The following is a 14,330-nucleotide window of genomic DNA, read 5'->3' on the forward strand; positions in this document are numbered from 1 at the left end:
GACAGATTGCGCCCCGGCGTGTGTACCATTCATCCGTCGCCGGGCGGCTTCCCCCGTGGCCGCCCGGCGCTCAATTCTTCTCCTCATTCGCCGACCTAGACTGGCCGGGATGAGCGAGCCCGATCCCTCCACCACCACCACAACCCTGGTCTGTTCGGCCCGTGGCTGTCACGCCCCGGCCGAGTGGTCACTTCGGTGGAACAATCCGCGCCTGCACCAGCCCGAGCGACGCAAGACCTGGCTCGCTTGCGACGCGCACCGTGGCCATCTCGGCGATTTCCTCACCGCGCGGGGCTTCCTGCGCGAGGTCGCCCCGCTGGCCGAATCGCCTACGCTTCAAGAGTGGACGCGTACAACGGAAGGCCCGTCCCGTGAGCGCGAGGAGTGAGCTTGCGAGCCCCGCAGTCGCGAACAGAGCCAGCACCGTGAGCGCGAGGAGTGAGCTTGCGAGCCCCGCAGTCGCGAACGAAAGGCGTGTCCCGTGAGCGGTGAGCAGGTGGGCGGCCAGGTGCCAGCGTCGGCTGCCGGGCAGCCCGGCCCACTTGAGCCGTGGCCGAACACCGTCCGGTGGCAGTCGATCTCGTCCGATCTGATCTGGGTGGAGTTGCTGCGCCTGTCCGGCGTGGTGGTCGTACTGTCGATCATGATCGGGGTCGCCTGGGGGTTCACCGGTGCCTGGCCCTTCGGCCTGGCGCTCGGCGTGGTCCTGGTGTTCGCCGTCTGGCGGGCGGTGACCATCGTCCGTGCGGTGCGCGCCTGGGGCTACGCCGAACGGGAGAACGACCTGCTGGTGCGGCACGGGCTGCTGGTCCGCCGGCTCTCCATCGTGCCGTACTCCCGGATGCAGTTCGTCGATGTCAGCGCGGGTCCGCTGGAGCGGGCCTTCGATCTGGCCACCGTGCAGCTGCACACCGCCGCGGCGGCGAGCGACGCCCGGGTGCCGGGTCTTCGGCCCGCGGAGGCGTCCCGGTTGCGCGATCGGCTCACGGCGCTCGGCGAGGACCGGGCGGAAGGGCTGTGAGCGACCACACCGGCTGGGACTCGGAGCGCGCCACGCCATCACCCGGCACCACACCGCCCTCCGATTCGCCGCCGGGTCAACCCCCGGCCGGGCCACCACTCAGGCCACCAGCGGCCGCGCCACCACCCGCCGGGCCGCCGCCAGTCGGGCCGCCACCGGCAGGAGCGCCAGGAGGCTGGCCACCGGCGGGAGCGCCAGGAGGCTGGACACCAGCGGGGTGGCAGGCACCCGCTGGGCCACCGCCGGGGTGGCAGGCGCCGGCGGGGTATCCGCTCGGGTATGTGCCGGGTGCGGTGCCGCCGCAGTATCCACCCGACGGGTGGTCGGGGCAGCCGGGCACGGCGCAGACCCGACAGCGGCTGCATCCGTTGAGCCCGGTGCTGCACAGCGCGAGGTCGCTGGTGGTGGTCATCGCCGGGCTGTCCTGGTCGACGTTGTCCCGGGTCGGCTTCGGCTGGTTCGCGGCGATGGTGACCGTGATCGTCCTGGGCGCTGCGGTGCTGGCCGTGGTGAGTTGGTACAACACCGGCTACCAGGTGGTGGGCCGGGAGCTGCGGATCCACGAGGGGCTGCTCTGGCGGCGGACCCGCGCGATTCCGCTGGAACGCCTCCAGGCCGTCGAGGTCGTCCGGCCGCTGCTCGCGCAGCTGACCGGGCTGGCCGAGCTGCGGCTGGAGGTGGTCGGCGGAGGCAAGACCGAGGCGCCGCTGGCCTTCCTCAGCGTCACCGAGGCGTCCGCGCTGCGGCAACGCCTGCTGTCGCTGGCGGGCCGACCGCCTGCCGGGGCACCGGCTGCCGGGGTGACAGGTGCCGCGCCACCGTACGCACCGACGGCGACGCCGAACGCCGAGCCGTCGACCGGCCGGCCACTGCACTCCGTACGCAATCAGGATCTGCTGGTCAGCCAGTTGCTGACCCCGCAGGCGTTCCTGCTGCCGTTCGGTGTGGTCTTCGTGGCCGCGCAGTTCCTGTCCGAGGGCACCTGGTCGTTCATCGCGGTGGCGAGCACGTTGACCGCGATGGCGGGCATCGTGTTGCAACCGGTGCGCCGGGTCCTCGACGACTGGCAGTTCCAACTGGCTCGCGACGACGACCGCCTGCGGATCCGCAACGGCCTGCTGGAGACCAGGGTGCAGACCGTACCGCTGCACCGGGTGCAGACCATCGGGGTGACCTGGCCGCTGCTCTGGCGGTTCAAGGGCTGGCTGCGGCTGCGCCTGGAGGTAGCGGGCTACACCGCCGGCGAGCCGGACCAACGCAGCCGGCCGGATCGCCTGCTGCCGGTCGGTGACCTGCCCACCGCCGAGGCGATCGTGGCCGAGGTGCTGCCGGGGGTCGACCTGTCGTCGCTGCCACTGACGCCGCCGCCGGAGCGGGCCCGCTGGCTCAACCCGCTCAGCCGTCGGGTGCTCGGCGCCGGCCTGACCGAGCAGGTCTTCGCAGTACGCTCCGGCCTGCTCACCCGCCAGGTGACGGTCGTGCCGTACGCCCGGTTGCAGAGCGTCCGGGTGGTGCAGGGGCCGTTGCAGCGCCGGCTGCGCCTGGCCACGGTGCACGCCGACACGGCGGGCGGGGCCGGGGCCGCGGCGGTGGACCGGGATCTCGCCGAGGCGTGGGCGCTGGCGGCGGAGTTGTCCGCGCGCGGTCACGCCGCCCGCCGCCAGGAGTGACCACGCGACGCCGGCCGACGTCGGCGGGTCGCGGTTGTTCAGGCCCTGATCGAGCGTGATGGTGGCCGGCTACGCGCCCGGGTCGGGGCGAGCACCTACGCTGTGGCCATGCAGGAGCAGCCGGATCGTGTCCTGACGCCGGGCCTGGCGGCCCGGGTCGAGATGACCGTCACCGACGACGACACCGCCCAGGCCGTCGGCTCCGGTGACGTACCTGTGCTCGGCACCCCACGGGTGCTCGCGCTGGCTGAGGCGGCGACGGTGGCGGCGACCGCCCGTCACCTGCCCGCCGGGACGACCACCGTCGGCACCCGCGTCGAACTGGAGCACCTGGCCGCGACACCGGTCGGTCGTACGGTGACGGCGCAGGCCCGGCTGACGGCTGTCGACAAGCGGCGGCTGACCTTCGAGGTGACAGTCGTGGAGGGCGAGCAGACGGTCGCGCAGGGACGGGTGGAGCGGGTGGTGCTCGACCGGCAGCGCTTCATCGAGCGGGCGGGCCGGTCGTCATGAGCGGCAGTTTCGTCGAGGTCGCCGACCGGGTGCTGGTGCTGCGGGAGCCGTTGCTCGCGGTCAACGTCACGCTGGTGCTGGGCGACGGGGAGGCGCTGCTGGTCGACACCCTGTCCACCGTCGGGCAGGCGGTCGAGCTCCGCGCCGCCGTACGCGCGGTCACCGGTGATCCGTTGACCCTGGTCAACACCCATCACCACTTCGACCACTGCTTCGGCAACGCCGCCCTCGCCGGCGACCCGCCGCGCCCGATCTGGGCGCATGAACTGGCCGCGACGGCGTTGTGCGACGACCCGGAACGGCTCCGCCGCGAGGCGTACGCGGAACTGCGCGACGAGCACCCCGAGCTGGCCGACGAACTGGCCGAGGTCACCGTGCTGGCACCCACCCACACCGTCCACACCGAGGCCACCCTCGACATCGGGGGCCGGCAGGTGGTGCTGCGCCATCCCGGTCGGGGGCACACCGACGCCGACCTGGTGGTGCACGTACCCGACGCCGACGTGCTGGTCGCCGGTGATCTGGTCGAGCAGTCCGGGCCGCCCGCATTCGAGGATTCCTACCCGTTGCAGTGGCCCGAGGCGGTGGCCGAACTGCTGCGCTGGACGACCGACTCGACGGTGGTGGTGCCGGGGCACGGTACGCCGGTGGACACCGAGTTCGTCCGGGCACAGCACGCCCAGTTGGTCGAGCTGGCCTGGCTGATCCGGGCCGGGCACACCGGTTCGACGCCACCGGAACGGGTCGCCGCCGACGCACCGTTCCCGGCCCGCCCCGCGCTGCTGGCCGCCCACCGCGGCTACGCCGAGTTGGACGGCACCGCCTGACCTGACGCCGGGCCCGCTCGGCCTGGTGCGGGGCGTGCCTGGCCCGGTCAGGTGGGGAAGCGGTCGGCGACCTCGGCTCGGGTGGGCATGGCGACGGCGCCGCCGGCACGCTCGCAGACCAGCCCGGCGACGCGCAGCGCGAAGGCGACCCGCTCGGTCCACCCCGTCGGGTCGCTCGGCTCACCGGCGACCAGCAGGTCGGCGACGAGGGCGGCCAGCACCGAGTCACCCGCTCCGGTGGCGTCGACCGCGGTCACGCTCGGCGCCGGCACCCGTACCGGATCGGCACCGGCGGCGGCGAGCACCGCGCCGGCGGCACCGAGGGTGACCACGACGGTGCCCGCCCCCAGCTCCCGCAGGTAGGCGGCCACACCCTCGACCGGCTCGCCCGGATAGAGCGCCTCCGCGTCGGCGCTGCTCAGCTTGACCAGGTGTGCCCCGGCGGCGAACTCGGCGACCACCTCGCGCAGGGCGGCCAGGGCCGCCGGGTCGGACAGCAGCCGTGGCCGGACGTTGGGGTCGAACACCCGCAGGCCGGTCGCCAGCGACCAGGCCCGCCGCGCGGCGGCCAGCGGCCCCGGTGACAGCAGCACGATCGAGCCGCAGGAGAGCACGTCCGCGCCCTCGATCAGCGCGACGTCGAGGTCGTCCGGCTTCAACAGGGTGTACGACGGCGGATCGCCGTAGAAGCGGAAGTCCGGCTCGGCGCCGGTGAAGGTGGCCACGGCCAACGTGGTCGGTACGGCGGCGGTGACCGTGCCGGCCAGGCCGACCCCCGTGGTGGTGAGGAAGGTGCGTATCCGCTCGGCGAGGGCGTCGTCGCCGAGCGAGCCGACGAACTGCGCCGCACCACCGAGCCGGGCGATGCCCACCGCGACGTTCAGCGGGGCACCGCCGATGGCCTGCCGGTAGACCGGTACGCCGTCGCATTCCGTGTCGAGCAGGTCGACGAGGGCCTCGCCGAGCACCACCGCGTATCCCATCGAGCCGGTCCCTCCCGTCGGCAGTCGTGATGCTCAGGCTGGCACAGTGCGGGCGGCTCGGGCGCGCAAGCCGCGGTATTGGATGTGGGTGGAAATCGGACATCGAGAAATGACTATTGCGCCGTTGCGCCCGGCATGCTGGGATAGGTAGTGCCGGGTGACGCGGGGCTGCGCGCCACCGGCGCCGGGTTCATCGCACGCGAGGGCATTTACGCGTCGACCGAATGCTGACGGCACCCGCCTGTTGGGCCATCCGCCCTGGGCGCAGGTCGCCGCATCGATCGCATCCGCCACAGCAGCGGGTCAGACGTACCTCGTCACCCCGCGCGTTCCGGCGGGGCCACCAAACCGGTGTCCCCGCGAGTCAGGAGAACCTGTGCACCGTCCTCGTTTGGCCGCGATGTTCTTCGCGGCCGTCACCCTCGCTGCGAGCGCGGTCGTCGCCGTGACCGCCAGCCCCGACCCGGCCGCCGCGCACGGCGCGGCGATGACGCCGGGCGCCCGCACCTACCTCTGTTGGCGTGACGGCCTCTCCCCCACCGGCGAGATCCGTCCGCAGAACCCGGCCTGCTCGGCCGCGGTCGCGCAGAGCGGTGCGAACTCCCTGTACAACTGGTTCAGCGTGCTGCGCTCGGACGCCGGCGGTCGCACCACCGGCTTCATCCCCGACGGTCAGCTGTGCAGCGGCGGCGCCACCGGCTTCCGCGGCTTCGACCTGGCCCGCGACGACTGGCCGCTGACCCACCTGACCGCCGGCCGCACCATGGAGTTCCGGTACAGCAACTGGGCGCACCACCCGGGCACGTTCTACTTCTACGTGACCAAGAACAGCTGGAGCCCGAACCGCGCGCTGGCCTGGAGCGACCTGGAGGAGCAGCCGTTCCTGACGGTGACCAACCCGCCGCAGCGCGGCGCGGTCGGCACCAACGACGGCCACTACTACTTCACCGGCACGCTGCCGGCGAACAAGAGCGGTCGGCACATCATCTACTCCCGCTGGGTCCGCTCGGACAGCCAGGAGAACTTCTTCGGTTGCTCCGACGTGACCTTCGACGGCGGCAACGGTGAGGTGACCGGCATCGGCAACGGTGGCACGAACCCGCCGCCCACCACCCCGCCGCCGACCACCCCGCCGCCCACCACTCCTCCGCCGACCACCCCGCCGCCCACCACGCCGCCGCCGGCGGGTAACGGTGGCTGCTCGGCCACCTTCAAGGTGACCAACAGCTGGTCCGGTGGATTCCAGGGCGAGGTGGAGATCAAGAACACCGGCACCTCGCCGTTGAACGGCTGGGCTGCGAGCTGGACGTTGTCCAGCGGCCAGCAGATCAGCCAGGTCTGGAACGCGACGCACACCACGTCCGGATCGACCGTGACGGCCCGCAACGTGTCGTACAACGGCTCCCTCGGGGCCAACGGCACCACGAGCTTCGGCTTCCTTGCCAGTGGAAGCAGCTCGACTCCGACGGTCACCTGCTCCGCCAGCTGACCATCAAGCACCACGAAGGGGGCCCCGATCGGGGCCCCCTTCCGCTTGCACGTATCAGCGCCGGTTGACCCTCAGCGCACCATCGAGCCGACGACGGGCTTGGTGAGCAGGGCGGACTGGTTGCGCTGGATGCCCGGGTCCAGGGTCTTCGCCACGAAGATCGCGTGCCAGATGCAGAAGATCAGCACGGTCCACACCTTGCGGGAGTGGTCGGCCTCCTCCCGCTTGTGCTCCTCCAGCAGCCGCAGCGCGTACGACAGGTCGAGCAGGTCACCGGCGCCCGAGGTGGTCAACACGTGCCGGGCCCACTCGTACATCTCGCCGCGCAGCCAGACCCGGGTCGGGGTCGGGAAGCCGAGCTTCTTGCGGTTGACGATGGCCGGCGGCACCACGCCCTGCAGCGCCTGGCGCATGGCGTACTTGGTGGCGTCGGAGCGCGGCGGCAGCTTCAGATCCACCGGGATCTTGGCCGCCACCTCGAAGACCTCGCGGTCGAGGAAGGGCACCCGCACCTCAAGCGAGTGCGCCATGGAGATCCGGTCGGCCTTGACCAGGATGTCGCCGCGCAGCCAGGTGTAGAGGTCGACGTACTGCATCTTGGTGACGTCGTCGAGTTCGGTGCACTCGGCGTAGATCGGCGCGGTGACGTCGGTGTAGCGCACCGAGGGGTCGTAGCGACGCAGCAGGTGCTGCTTCTCCTCCTCGGTGAACATCCGCGCGTTGCCGTAGTAGCGCTGCTCGATCGGGGTGGTGCCGCGTTCCAGGAAGCTCTTGCCCTTGACGCCCTGCGGGATCGCCTTGGACACCGCCCGCAGGCCCTTCTGCACCCCGCCGGGCAGGCCGTTGACGCCGCTCAGCGAGAGCGGTTCGCGGTAGATCGTGTACCCGCCGAAGAACTCGTCGGCGCCCTCGCCGGAGAGCACCACCGTGACGTGCTCGGCGGCCTTCTTGGCGACGAAGTAGAGCGGCACCAGCGCGGGGTCGGCCACCGGGTCGTCCAGGTGCCAGACGATTTTCGGCAGCGCCTCGATCATGTCCTCCGGCCCGATCTTGGTCGGGATGGTGGTCACGTCGAGGTGGCGGGCCGATTCCTGGGCGACGTCGATCTCGGAGTAACCCGGCACGTCGTAGCCGACGGTGAAGGTGAGGATGTTCGGGTTGAACTCCCGCGCCAGGGCCACCACCGCGGTGGAGTCGATCCCGCTGGACAGGAACGAGCCGACCGGCACGTCGGAGCGCATGTGCATGCGTACGCTCTCGCGCAGCGTCTCCCGGATCTCGTGGTAGAGCTTCTGCTCGTCGGCGACCGGGGCGGGTCGGAACACCGGGCGGTACCAGCGGCGTACGTCGATCCGCCCGCCCGGGGTCCAGGTGAGATACTCCCCCGACCCGATCCGGCTGATCTGCTTGTGCAGGGTGCCCGGCTCGGGGACGTACTGCAGGGTCAGGTAGTGGCTGAGGTTCGCCGTGTCGACCCCGGCGTCGCCGATGTGCGCGGAGTGCGCGAAGGGCAGCAGGGCCTTCTTCTCCGAGGCGAGGTAGAGCCCGTCGGCGGTCTCCAGGTAGTGCAGCGGCTTGATGCCGTAGTAGTCGCGGGCGCCGAACGCGCGGCGGGCCTGCCGGTCCCAGATGACGAAGGCGAACATGCCCCGCAGCCGGGTGAGCACCTGCTCGCCCCAGTAGTGGTAGCCGGCGACGATCACCTCGCCGTCACCGTTTGTGGCGAACCGGGCCCCGTGCTCGCGGATCAGCTCCTCGCGCAGCTCGATGTAGTTGTAGATCTCGCCGTTGAAGGTCAGCAGGTAACGCCCGTCGGCGTAGGGCAGCGGCTCGTGGCTGAGCGCGACGTCGATGATCGCCAACCGCTTGTGCGCGAACACCCCGTCCGCGTACCGACCGGTGGCGTCCCCGACCACCTCGACACCGGTCTCGTCCGGGCCGCGGTGGTGCAGGCATTCCAACGCTCCGGCGATGCTGTCGCGGTGAGCGGCGGCGTCGCCGCGTGCACTGAAAAAAGCCAGGAGTCCGCACATGTTTGCCATCTTTCCACGCGTACGAATCGGGCGTTGCGGCACGGGCGGGCTCGGCGGGCCGACCTCGCCGCGCGCCGTCCGGTGCGGTCTCCGGTGCGGTCTCGCGGGCCGCCCGGGGTGATCACCCCGGCCGGAACGAGCCGGATTCGCGGTACGGTCGGGGCCAGCAACTACATGAAGGGAGCGGGCATGACCGAGGAACGCACCGACGGCAAGCCGGCCGACGGCACCGAGTCACACGACCCGGACTTTCCCCCGGCGTTCCTGGCGTTCATGCGGCAGGGCTGGCGGGACACCACGCTGCCGGTCGGCCCCCGACCGGAGGTGCCGAACTACGCCAAGCGCCGGGCCGCCCTGTCGGCCGCCTTCCCGGGCGAGACGCTTGTGATCCCCACCGGCGGGGAGAAGATCCGGGCCAACGACACCGAGTACCGGTTCCGTCCGGGCAGCGACTTCGCGTACCTGACCGGTGACCAGGACCCGGACAGCGTGCTGGTGATGCGGCCCAACGGTTCGGGGCACGACGCCATCCTGTACATGCGGCCGCGCAGCTCGCGGGAGAACGACGAGTTCTTCCGCAGCCGGCACGGCGAGCTGTGGGTAGGGCGGCGGCACACCCTTACCGAGAAGTCGACCGAGCTGGGCCTGCCCACCGTCGACCTGACCGAGCTGGACGGGGCGCTGGCCGACCTGGCCCCGGCGCGTACCCGGGTGTTGCGTGGGTTCGATCCGCGGGTGGACGCCGCGGTGCGCGCGTACGACGGTGCACGCGAGGAGGGCCAGCCGGCCCGGGACCGGGAGCTGGCCATCGCCATCTCCGAGCAGAAGCTCGTCAAGGACGAGTGGGAGATCGGCCAGCTGCAGGAGGCGATCGACGCCACCGTACGCGGCTTCGAGGACGTGGCCCGGGTGCTGCCGGCCGACCGCGGGGTCTCGGAGCGGCTGCTGGAGGGGATCTTCGCGCTGCGGGCCCGGCACGACGGCAACGACGTCGGCTACGGCTCGATCGTCGGTGCCGGCGAGCACGCCACGATCCTGCACTGGGTGCACAACCACGGCGTCACCCGACCGGGTGAGCTGCTGCTGATGGACATGGGTGTGGAGGGCCGCAACCTCTACACCGCCGACGTGACCCGGGTGCTGCCGGTCAACGGCCGGTTCACCGCTCTGCAGCGGCAGGTCTACGACATCGTGTACGCCTCGCAGCAGGCCGGCATCGACGCCATCAAGCCGGGCGTGGCCTTCAAGGAGGTCCACCTGACCTGCATGCGGGTGCTCGCCGAGGGGCTGGCCGACCTGGGGTTGCTGCCGGTGAGCGTGGACGAGGCGATGGACGAGACCTCCACCGTCTACCGCCGCTGGACGCTGCACGGGTTCGGGCACATGCTCGGCATCGACGTGCACGACTGCTCCAACGCCCGCAAGGAGGCCTACCGCGACGGCAGCCTCGGTGAGGGGTACGTGCTCACCGTCGAGCCGGGGTTGTACTTCCAGCCGGAGGACGACCTGGTCCCCGAGGAACTGCGCGGCATCGGCATCCGGATCGAGGACGACATCCTGGTCACCAGCTCCGGGGCGGTGAACCTGTCGGCCGGCCTGCCCCGCCGGTCCGACGAGGTGGAGACCTGGTTGGCCGCGCAGCGTGAGGCGGGGCCGCGACTGCCTGGCTGACCGCACCACGACCGCGACGGGCCCCGCCCGGCGGTGTGCGACGTTTCGTACGTCCAGCACACCCCGAGCGGGGCCCGTCCGTGTTCACCCTGGTCACCCGCTTCCTACCCAGGCTGGCATCTTGACCGGCAGATGCCCCGAATACATAAAATGTGGGGCTTCTTCGGATACGCCCTTGTCGCGAGGATCCTTCCCATACGGTGGTCGTCGGAGGCTGCAACCGATTTGTAGCTGCCCGCGCCTCCTTCGGGTGGTGCGAGCCCGTTTGGTAGCAGGAAAGGGCGGAAAGCTCTGATGTCCAACGACCTAACGACTCCCTCCGGCGAGGCCCCCATGGCCTCACCGAGACGAGGACGACGGAAGCTTTGGGTGGCCGCCGGGGTAGCCGGCTTGACCGGTGTCGTCGGCCTGGCCGCCGTGGGCGGCGTGGCCGCCCGTAACCAGAAGTCCGGCGAGCGGCAAGAGGCGTCGAACATGCCGGCGTCGGCGCCAAAGCAGCACGTCAGCGACGCGGACAAGGCCGAGGAGACCGGTGGCGAGGAGTCCGGCAAGGACGACCTGGGCAACCGGGCCGGCAAGGGTGACCCGGACGACCGGGACGGCAAGGGTAAGCGCTTCGAAGGCCGAGAACGGGTGAAGGAGGTGCCGTGCGACACCGACAAGCTGATCGACGCGATCACCCTGGCCAACCGGACCGACGGCGCGACCCTGAAGCTGGCCGAGCACTGCACCTACACGCTGACCCGGCACGACGAGTGGGGTAACGGCCTGCCACGGATCAACCAGCCGATCACCCTCAAGGGCGACAAAACCCGGATCGAGCGGGACCCGACGGCCAAGCCGTTCCGCATCCTCAACGTCGGCCCCGGCGGGGAACTCACCCTCAAGGGCCTGACCATCAAGGGCGGCCAGCTCAAGGACGACAAGAAGAAGGACGACTCGAAGCCCCGCGTACGGTGGGGGTCGAAGGGGGAAGCGACGGCCCCCACGGCCACGCCGGAGGCGGCTGACGCCGCGCCCGGGACACCGGCGGTCGCGCCTCAGGCGGCAGCCGCACCGGTAGCCGCGCCTCAGGCGGCAGCCGCGCCCGGAGCCGGGCCCGGTTCGGAGGCGACGCCGGCTCCGTGGCCCACCGGCGGGCACGGTCACACGCCCACCGAGGGCGCGGGCCTCCTGGTCCACCAGGGTGGTCGCGCCGTCGTCGAGCACAGCACCTTCGTACAGAACCACGCGGCCGGCGACGGCGGTGCCATCGCCAACTTCGGCGCCACGCGCATCGACCGGAGCCTGATCGAGCGCAACAGCGCTGGCGGCTTCGGCGGCGGCATCTTCAACGCCGGAACTCTCCAGGTCGAGGAGTCCGAGGTGGTTCGCAACAGCGCCGAGGAAGGCGGCGGCGGCATCGCCAACGGCTCGTCCGACAAGTACGGGATCGAGGGCGGCACCGTCTACATCTTCAAGAGCAAGATCAGCCACAACCGGACCGCGGGTGACGGTGGCGGCCTGGCCGACAACGGCGGGACCACCTCGGCCAGCCACAGCGAGTTCACCGACAACACCGCGGGCTCCGATGTCGGCGGTGTGCTCGCCAACGTCGACAGCCAGCTGACCCTCAAGCACGTGCTCGTCGCGAAGAACTCCACCCAGGGTCGCGCGGGCGGCATCGGCATCGGTGAGGGCACCAAGGCCGTCATCGAGCACAGCCTCGTCAAGGAGAACGTCTCCGACGGCGACGGTGGAGGAATCTTCAACTTCGGTTTCACCGTGCTGCGGGACACCGAGGTACTCGCCAACCAGGCGGTCGGCAGGTACGCACAGGCCGGCGGGATCTTCAACGACGGCGGCAAGGTCAGCCTGATCCGGTCGAAGGTGGCCTTCAACTTCTCCACCAAGAAGCCGGGCGGCATCTTCACCAACAACGACCGCGTCGAGATCGACAGCAAGTCCACGGTCATCGACAACCGCCCGACCAACTGCCTCGGCAGCCCGGTCATTCCGGACCGCTGCTTCGGCTGAGACACACCGAGAGCCAGACCACATAGCCGGAGGGCTCCTCCGGGCCGCCACCCGGCGCCCCGAAGGAGCCCTCCCTCAACCCCGCTCCCAACCCCACAGTCGCGTTGATCAAGAAGTTTGCGTCACGAACTGCGAGGAGCACGACCAAAAGCTCTTGATCAGCCGCCGGTGCCGGGGGTGGGTTGAGGTGGGTGGGTTGCGGTGGCGGGACGGGTAATGACCCTAATGCGGGTTCGTTTCGCATTTGCCCGCGAGGTGAGGAAGATTCTCATACCGTGGGTTCTGGGAGCTACAACCGATTTGTAGCAGGGGACGCCCGCCTGAGGCGGAGCGACCCTGTCTGGTACGAGGAGAGGGCAGAGATCTCCGATGTCCAACTACCTAGCGAACAACGATGATCGGTCGACGCCGAAGCGTCGCCGCAAGCTCTGGGTGGCCAGCGGCGTTGCCGGACTGACCGGCGTGGTCAGCATCGCCGCGGTCGGCGTCGCTGGCGCCGGGGCGGTCGGCGGCAGTAACGGTGTGAAGTGGTCGACCACCCAGCAGGTCAGCCGTGACGACGCCCAGGGCGAAGCGGAACACCACGGCAAGAAGGCGGAACACGACGGCAAGAAGCGGGACCGCGATCGGCACGACGAGCGGGCGCGGGAGGTGCCCTGCGACAGCGACAAGCTGATCGAGGCGATCACCCTCGCCAACAACAGGAACGGTGCCACGCTGAAGCTGGCCGAGCACTGCACCTACAAGCTCACCCGGCACGACAAGTGGGGCAACGGCCTACCGAAGATCACCCAGCCGATCACCCTCAAGGGCGACAAGACCAAGATCGAGCGGGATGCCACGGCCAAGCCGTTCCGCATCCTCAACGTCGGCCCCGGCGGGGAACTCACCCTCAAGGGCCTGACCATCAAGGGCGGCCAGACTGCGCCGGCCAAGAAGGTGTCGGCGCCGGAGCCGCGGGAGACGTGGTCACAGTTCTCGGGCTCGGGCGAGGCGACGGACGCCGTACAGGGCGGCAAGCCGCTGGTCACCGCGTTGCAGGCGGCGCCGAAGGCGCCGGCCGCGCCACCGGCCGAGATCGACGCGGCGGCGGCGCCAGCCACCGCCCAGGTCGACGGGGAGCAGGAGTGGCAGTCCGAGGGGCAGGTCGAGACCGAGGGCGACTGGGAGCCGGGCCGCTTTGACGGCGCGGGCCTGCTGGTGCAGCCGGGCGGCCGGGCCGATGTCCACAACACCGAGTTCGTCGACAACCAGTCCGGTGCCAGCGGTGGCGCCGTGGCCAACTACGGCCAGACCCTGCTCGACGAGAGCCGGGTCGTCGACAACACCGCCTTCCTCTTCGGCGGCGGAATCCTCAACGTCGGCGTCCTCAAGATCGAGAAGTCATTGGTGAAGCACAACCAGGCGATCATCGGCGGCGCGGGCGTCTCCAACGGTCTGGTCAAGTTCAAGCCGTACAAGGGCAAGCTGCACCACGCCGGCATCGACAACGGCACGCTGTACGTCGAGAAGTCCGAGATCGAGGGGAACGAGACCACCGGCTTCGGCGGCGGCATCCTCGACATCGGCGGTCAGACCTCCGTCAAGCACTCGAAGGTTTCCGACAACACCGCGCTGATCGCCGGTGGCGGCATCCTCGCGGCCAAGAAGAGCCAGCTCACCCTGGCGCACAGCGCGGTCGTGAAGAACAGCACCGCAGGTGTTGGCGGCGGCCTGGCAGTGGTCGACTGGAGCACCGCCACGGTCGACGACAGCGTCATCAAGGACAACGTCGCCGGGTTCTTCGGCGCCGGCCTGTTCAACGACGACAGCAAGACCACGCTGCGGGACACCGAGGTCACCGGCAACCGGGCCGTCGGCCCGTACGCCACCGGTGCTGGCATCTTCAACAAGGGCGGCTGGGTCTACCTGACCAAGACCAAGGTGGCCCACAACACCGCCACCAACAAGCCGGGTGGTGTCTTCACCACAAACGACGGCGTGGTGCTGGACGACAAGTCCGTCATCACCGACAACCGCCCCACCAACTGCCTCGGCAGCCCGGTGATTCCGGACGGCTGCTTCGGCTGATCCACACGGTTGATCGGCACTGGCACCGGTTCCGACC

Annotated in this window: 12 protein-coding genes; 9 read left to right on the forward strand and 3 right to left on the reverse strand. The window is 70.5% G+C overall.

From position 1 onward, the window contains the following. Positions 1 to 109: 109 nt before the first annotated feature. Entirely contained in the window at positions 110 to 388 is a 279-nt protein-coding gene (locus VAB18032_RS30890) for a hypothetical protein (protein ID WP_013734885.1), read from the forward strand. Positions 389 to 481: 93 nt separating this feature from the next. Then, positions 482 to 1,021 (forward strand): PH domain-containing protein, encoded by a 540-nt coding sequence (locus VAB18032_RS20800; RefSeq protein WP_013734886.1) that lies wholly within the window; start codon positions 482 to 484, stop codon positions 1,019 to 1,021. A gap of 99 nt (positions 1,022 to 1,120) precedes the next feature. Here VAB18032_RS20800 and VAB18032_RS33230 read toward each other — a convergent pair whose 3' ends face one another. Next, positions 1,121 to 1,249, reverse strand: a complete 129-nt coding sequence (locus tag VAB18032_RS33230; protein WP_013734887.1) for a hypothetical protein — start codon at positions 1,247 to 1,249, stop codon at positions 1,121 to 1,123. Between the two features lie 53 nt (positions 1,250 to 1,302). Between VAB18032_RS33230 and VAB18032_RS20805 the strand changes: the two genes are divergently transcribed. The 3 genes from VAB18032_RS20805 (at position 1,303) to VAB18032_RS20815 (ending at position 4,031) form a co-directional block, all read left to right on the forward strand. Continuing rightward, positions 1,303 to 2,691, forward strand: a complete 1,389-nt coding sequence (locus VAB18032_RS20805) for a PH domain-containing protein (protein WP_232510836.1) — start codon at positions 1,303 to 1,305, stop codon at positions 2,689 to 2,691. Between the two features lie 108 nt (positions 2,692 to 2,799). Further along, positions 2,800 to 3,204 carry a thioesterase family protein gene (locus VAB18032_RS20810; protein WP_043725216.1) on the forward strand — a complete coding sequence of 135 codons (405 nt, stop codon included), beginning with the start codon at positions 2,800 to 2,802 and terminating at the stop codon, positions 3,202 to 3,204. Then, positions 3,201 to 4,031 carry an MBL fold metallo-hydrolase gene (locus VAB18032_RS20815; protein ID WP_013734890.1) on the forward strand — a complete coding sequence of 277 codons (831 nt, stop codon included), beginning with the start codon at positions 3,201 to 3,203 and terminating at the stop codon, positions 4,029 to 4,031. The genes VAB18032_RS20810 and VAB18032_RS20815 overlap by 4 nt, the downstream gene beginning before the upstream one ends. 47 nt (positions 4,032 to 4,078) lie before the next feature. Here the strand turns inward: VAB18032_RS20815 and VAB18032_RS20820 are convergent, their stop codons facing one another. Beyond that, positions 4,079 to 5,014: a PfkB family carbohydrate kinase gene (locus tag VAB18032_RS20820; protein ID WP_013734891.1), complete on the reverse strand. Its 936-nt coding sequence runs from the start codon at positions 5,012 to 5,014 to the stop codon at positions 4,079 to 4,081. Positions 5,015 to 5,414: 400 nt separating this feature from the next. Here VAB18032_RS20820 and VAB18032_RS20825 point away from each other — a divergent pair, with 400 nt between their 5' ends. Next, on the forward strand, positions 5,415 to 6,503 hold the full coding sequence (locus VAB18032_RS20825; protein WP_081476174.1) for a lytic polysaccharide monooxygenase auxiliary activity family 9 protein: 1,089 nt from the start codon (positions 5,415 to 5,417) through the stop codon (positions 6,501 to 6,503). 71 nt (positions 6,504 to 6,574) lie between these two features. Here VAB18032_RS20825 and asnB read toward each other — a convergent pair whose 3' ends face one another. Continuing rightward, positions 6,575 to 8,536: an asparagine synthase (glutamine-hydrolyzing) gene (asnB, locus tag VAB18032_RS20830; RefSeq protein ID WP_013734893.1), complete on the reverse strand. Its 1,962-nt coding sequence runs from the start codon at positions 8,534 to 8,536 to the stop codon at positions 6,575 to 6,577. Positions 8,537 to 8,725: 189 nt separating this feature from the next. Between asnB and VAB18032_RS20835 the strand changes: the two genes are divergently transcribed. The 3 genes from VAB18032_RS20835 to VAB18032_RS20845 all read left to right on the forward strand — a co-directional run bounded on the left by VAB18032_RS20835 (position 8,726) and on the right by VAB18032_RS20845 (position 14,293). Further along, entirely contained in the window at positions 8,726 to 10,207 is a 1,482-nt protein-coding gene (locus VAB18032_RS20835; RefSeq protein WP_013734894.1) for an aminopeptidase P family protein, read from the forward strand. Between the two features lie 369 nt (positions 10,208 to 10,576). Continuing rightward, a complete protein-coding gene (locus VAB18032_RS20840; RefSeq protein WP_013734895.1) occupies positions 10,577 to 12,223 on the forward strand; it encodes a hypothetical protein in 1,647 nt (548 codons plus the stop codon). Positions 12,224 to 12,592: 369 nt separating this feature from the next. Then, positions 12,593 to 14,293 carry a right-handed parallel beta-helix repeat-containing protein gene (locus tag VAB18032_RS20845; protein WP_013734896.1) on the forward strand — a complete coding sequence of 567 codons (1,701 nt, stop codon included), beginning with the start codon at positions 12,593 to 12,595 and terminating at the stop codon, positions 14,291 to 14,293. Positions 14,294 to 14,330 lie beyond the last annotated feature (37 nt).

The organism is Micromonospora maris AB-18-032, assembly GCF_000204155.1.
Classification (GTDB): Bacteria; Actinomycetota; Actinomycetes; order Mycobacteriales; family Micromonosporaceae; genus Micromonospora; species Micromonospora gifhornensis.

Bases quoted from the DNA above. Each gene is read 5' to 3' on its own strand.
- VAB18032_RS20820 (WP_013734891.1), bottom strand. From the start codon at position 5,014: ATGGGATACGCGGTGGTGCTCGGCGAGGCCCTCGTCGACCTGCTCGAC.
- VAB18032_RS20845 (WP_013734896.1), top strand. From the start codon at position 12,593: ATGTCCAACTACCTAGCGAACAACGATGATCGGTCGACGCCGAAGCGT.
- VAB18032_RS20835 (WP_013734894.1), top strand. From the start codon at position 8,726: ATGACCGAGGAACGCACCGACGGCAAGCCGGCCGACGGCACCGAGTCA.
- VAB18032_RS30890 (WP_013734885.1), top strand. From the start codon at position 110: ATGAGCGAGCCCGATCCCTCCACCACCACCACAACCCTGGTCTGTTCG.
- asnB (WP_013734893.1), bottom strand. From the start codon at position 8,536: ATGTGCGGACTCCTGGCTTTTTTCAGTGCACGCGGCGACGCCGCCGCT.
- VAB18032_RS20825 (WP_081476174.1), top strand. From the start codon at position 5,415: ATGTTCTTCGCGGCCGTCACCCTCGCTGCGAGCGCGGTCGTCGCCGTG.
- VAB18032_RS20810 (WP_043725216.1), top strand. From the start codon at position 2,800: ATGCAGGAGCAGCCGGATCGTGTCCTGACGCCGGGCCTGGCGGCCCGG.
- VAB18032_RS20815 (WP_013734890.1), top strand. From the start codon at position 3,201: ATGAGCGGCAGTTTCGTCGAGGTCGCCGACCGGGTGCTGGTGCTGCGG.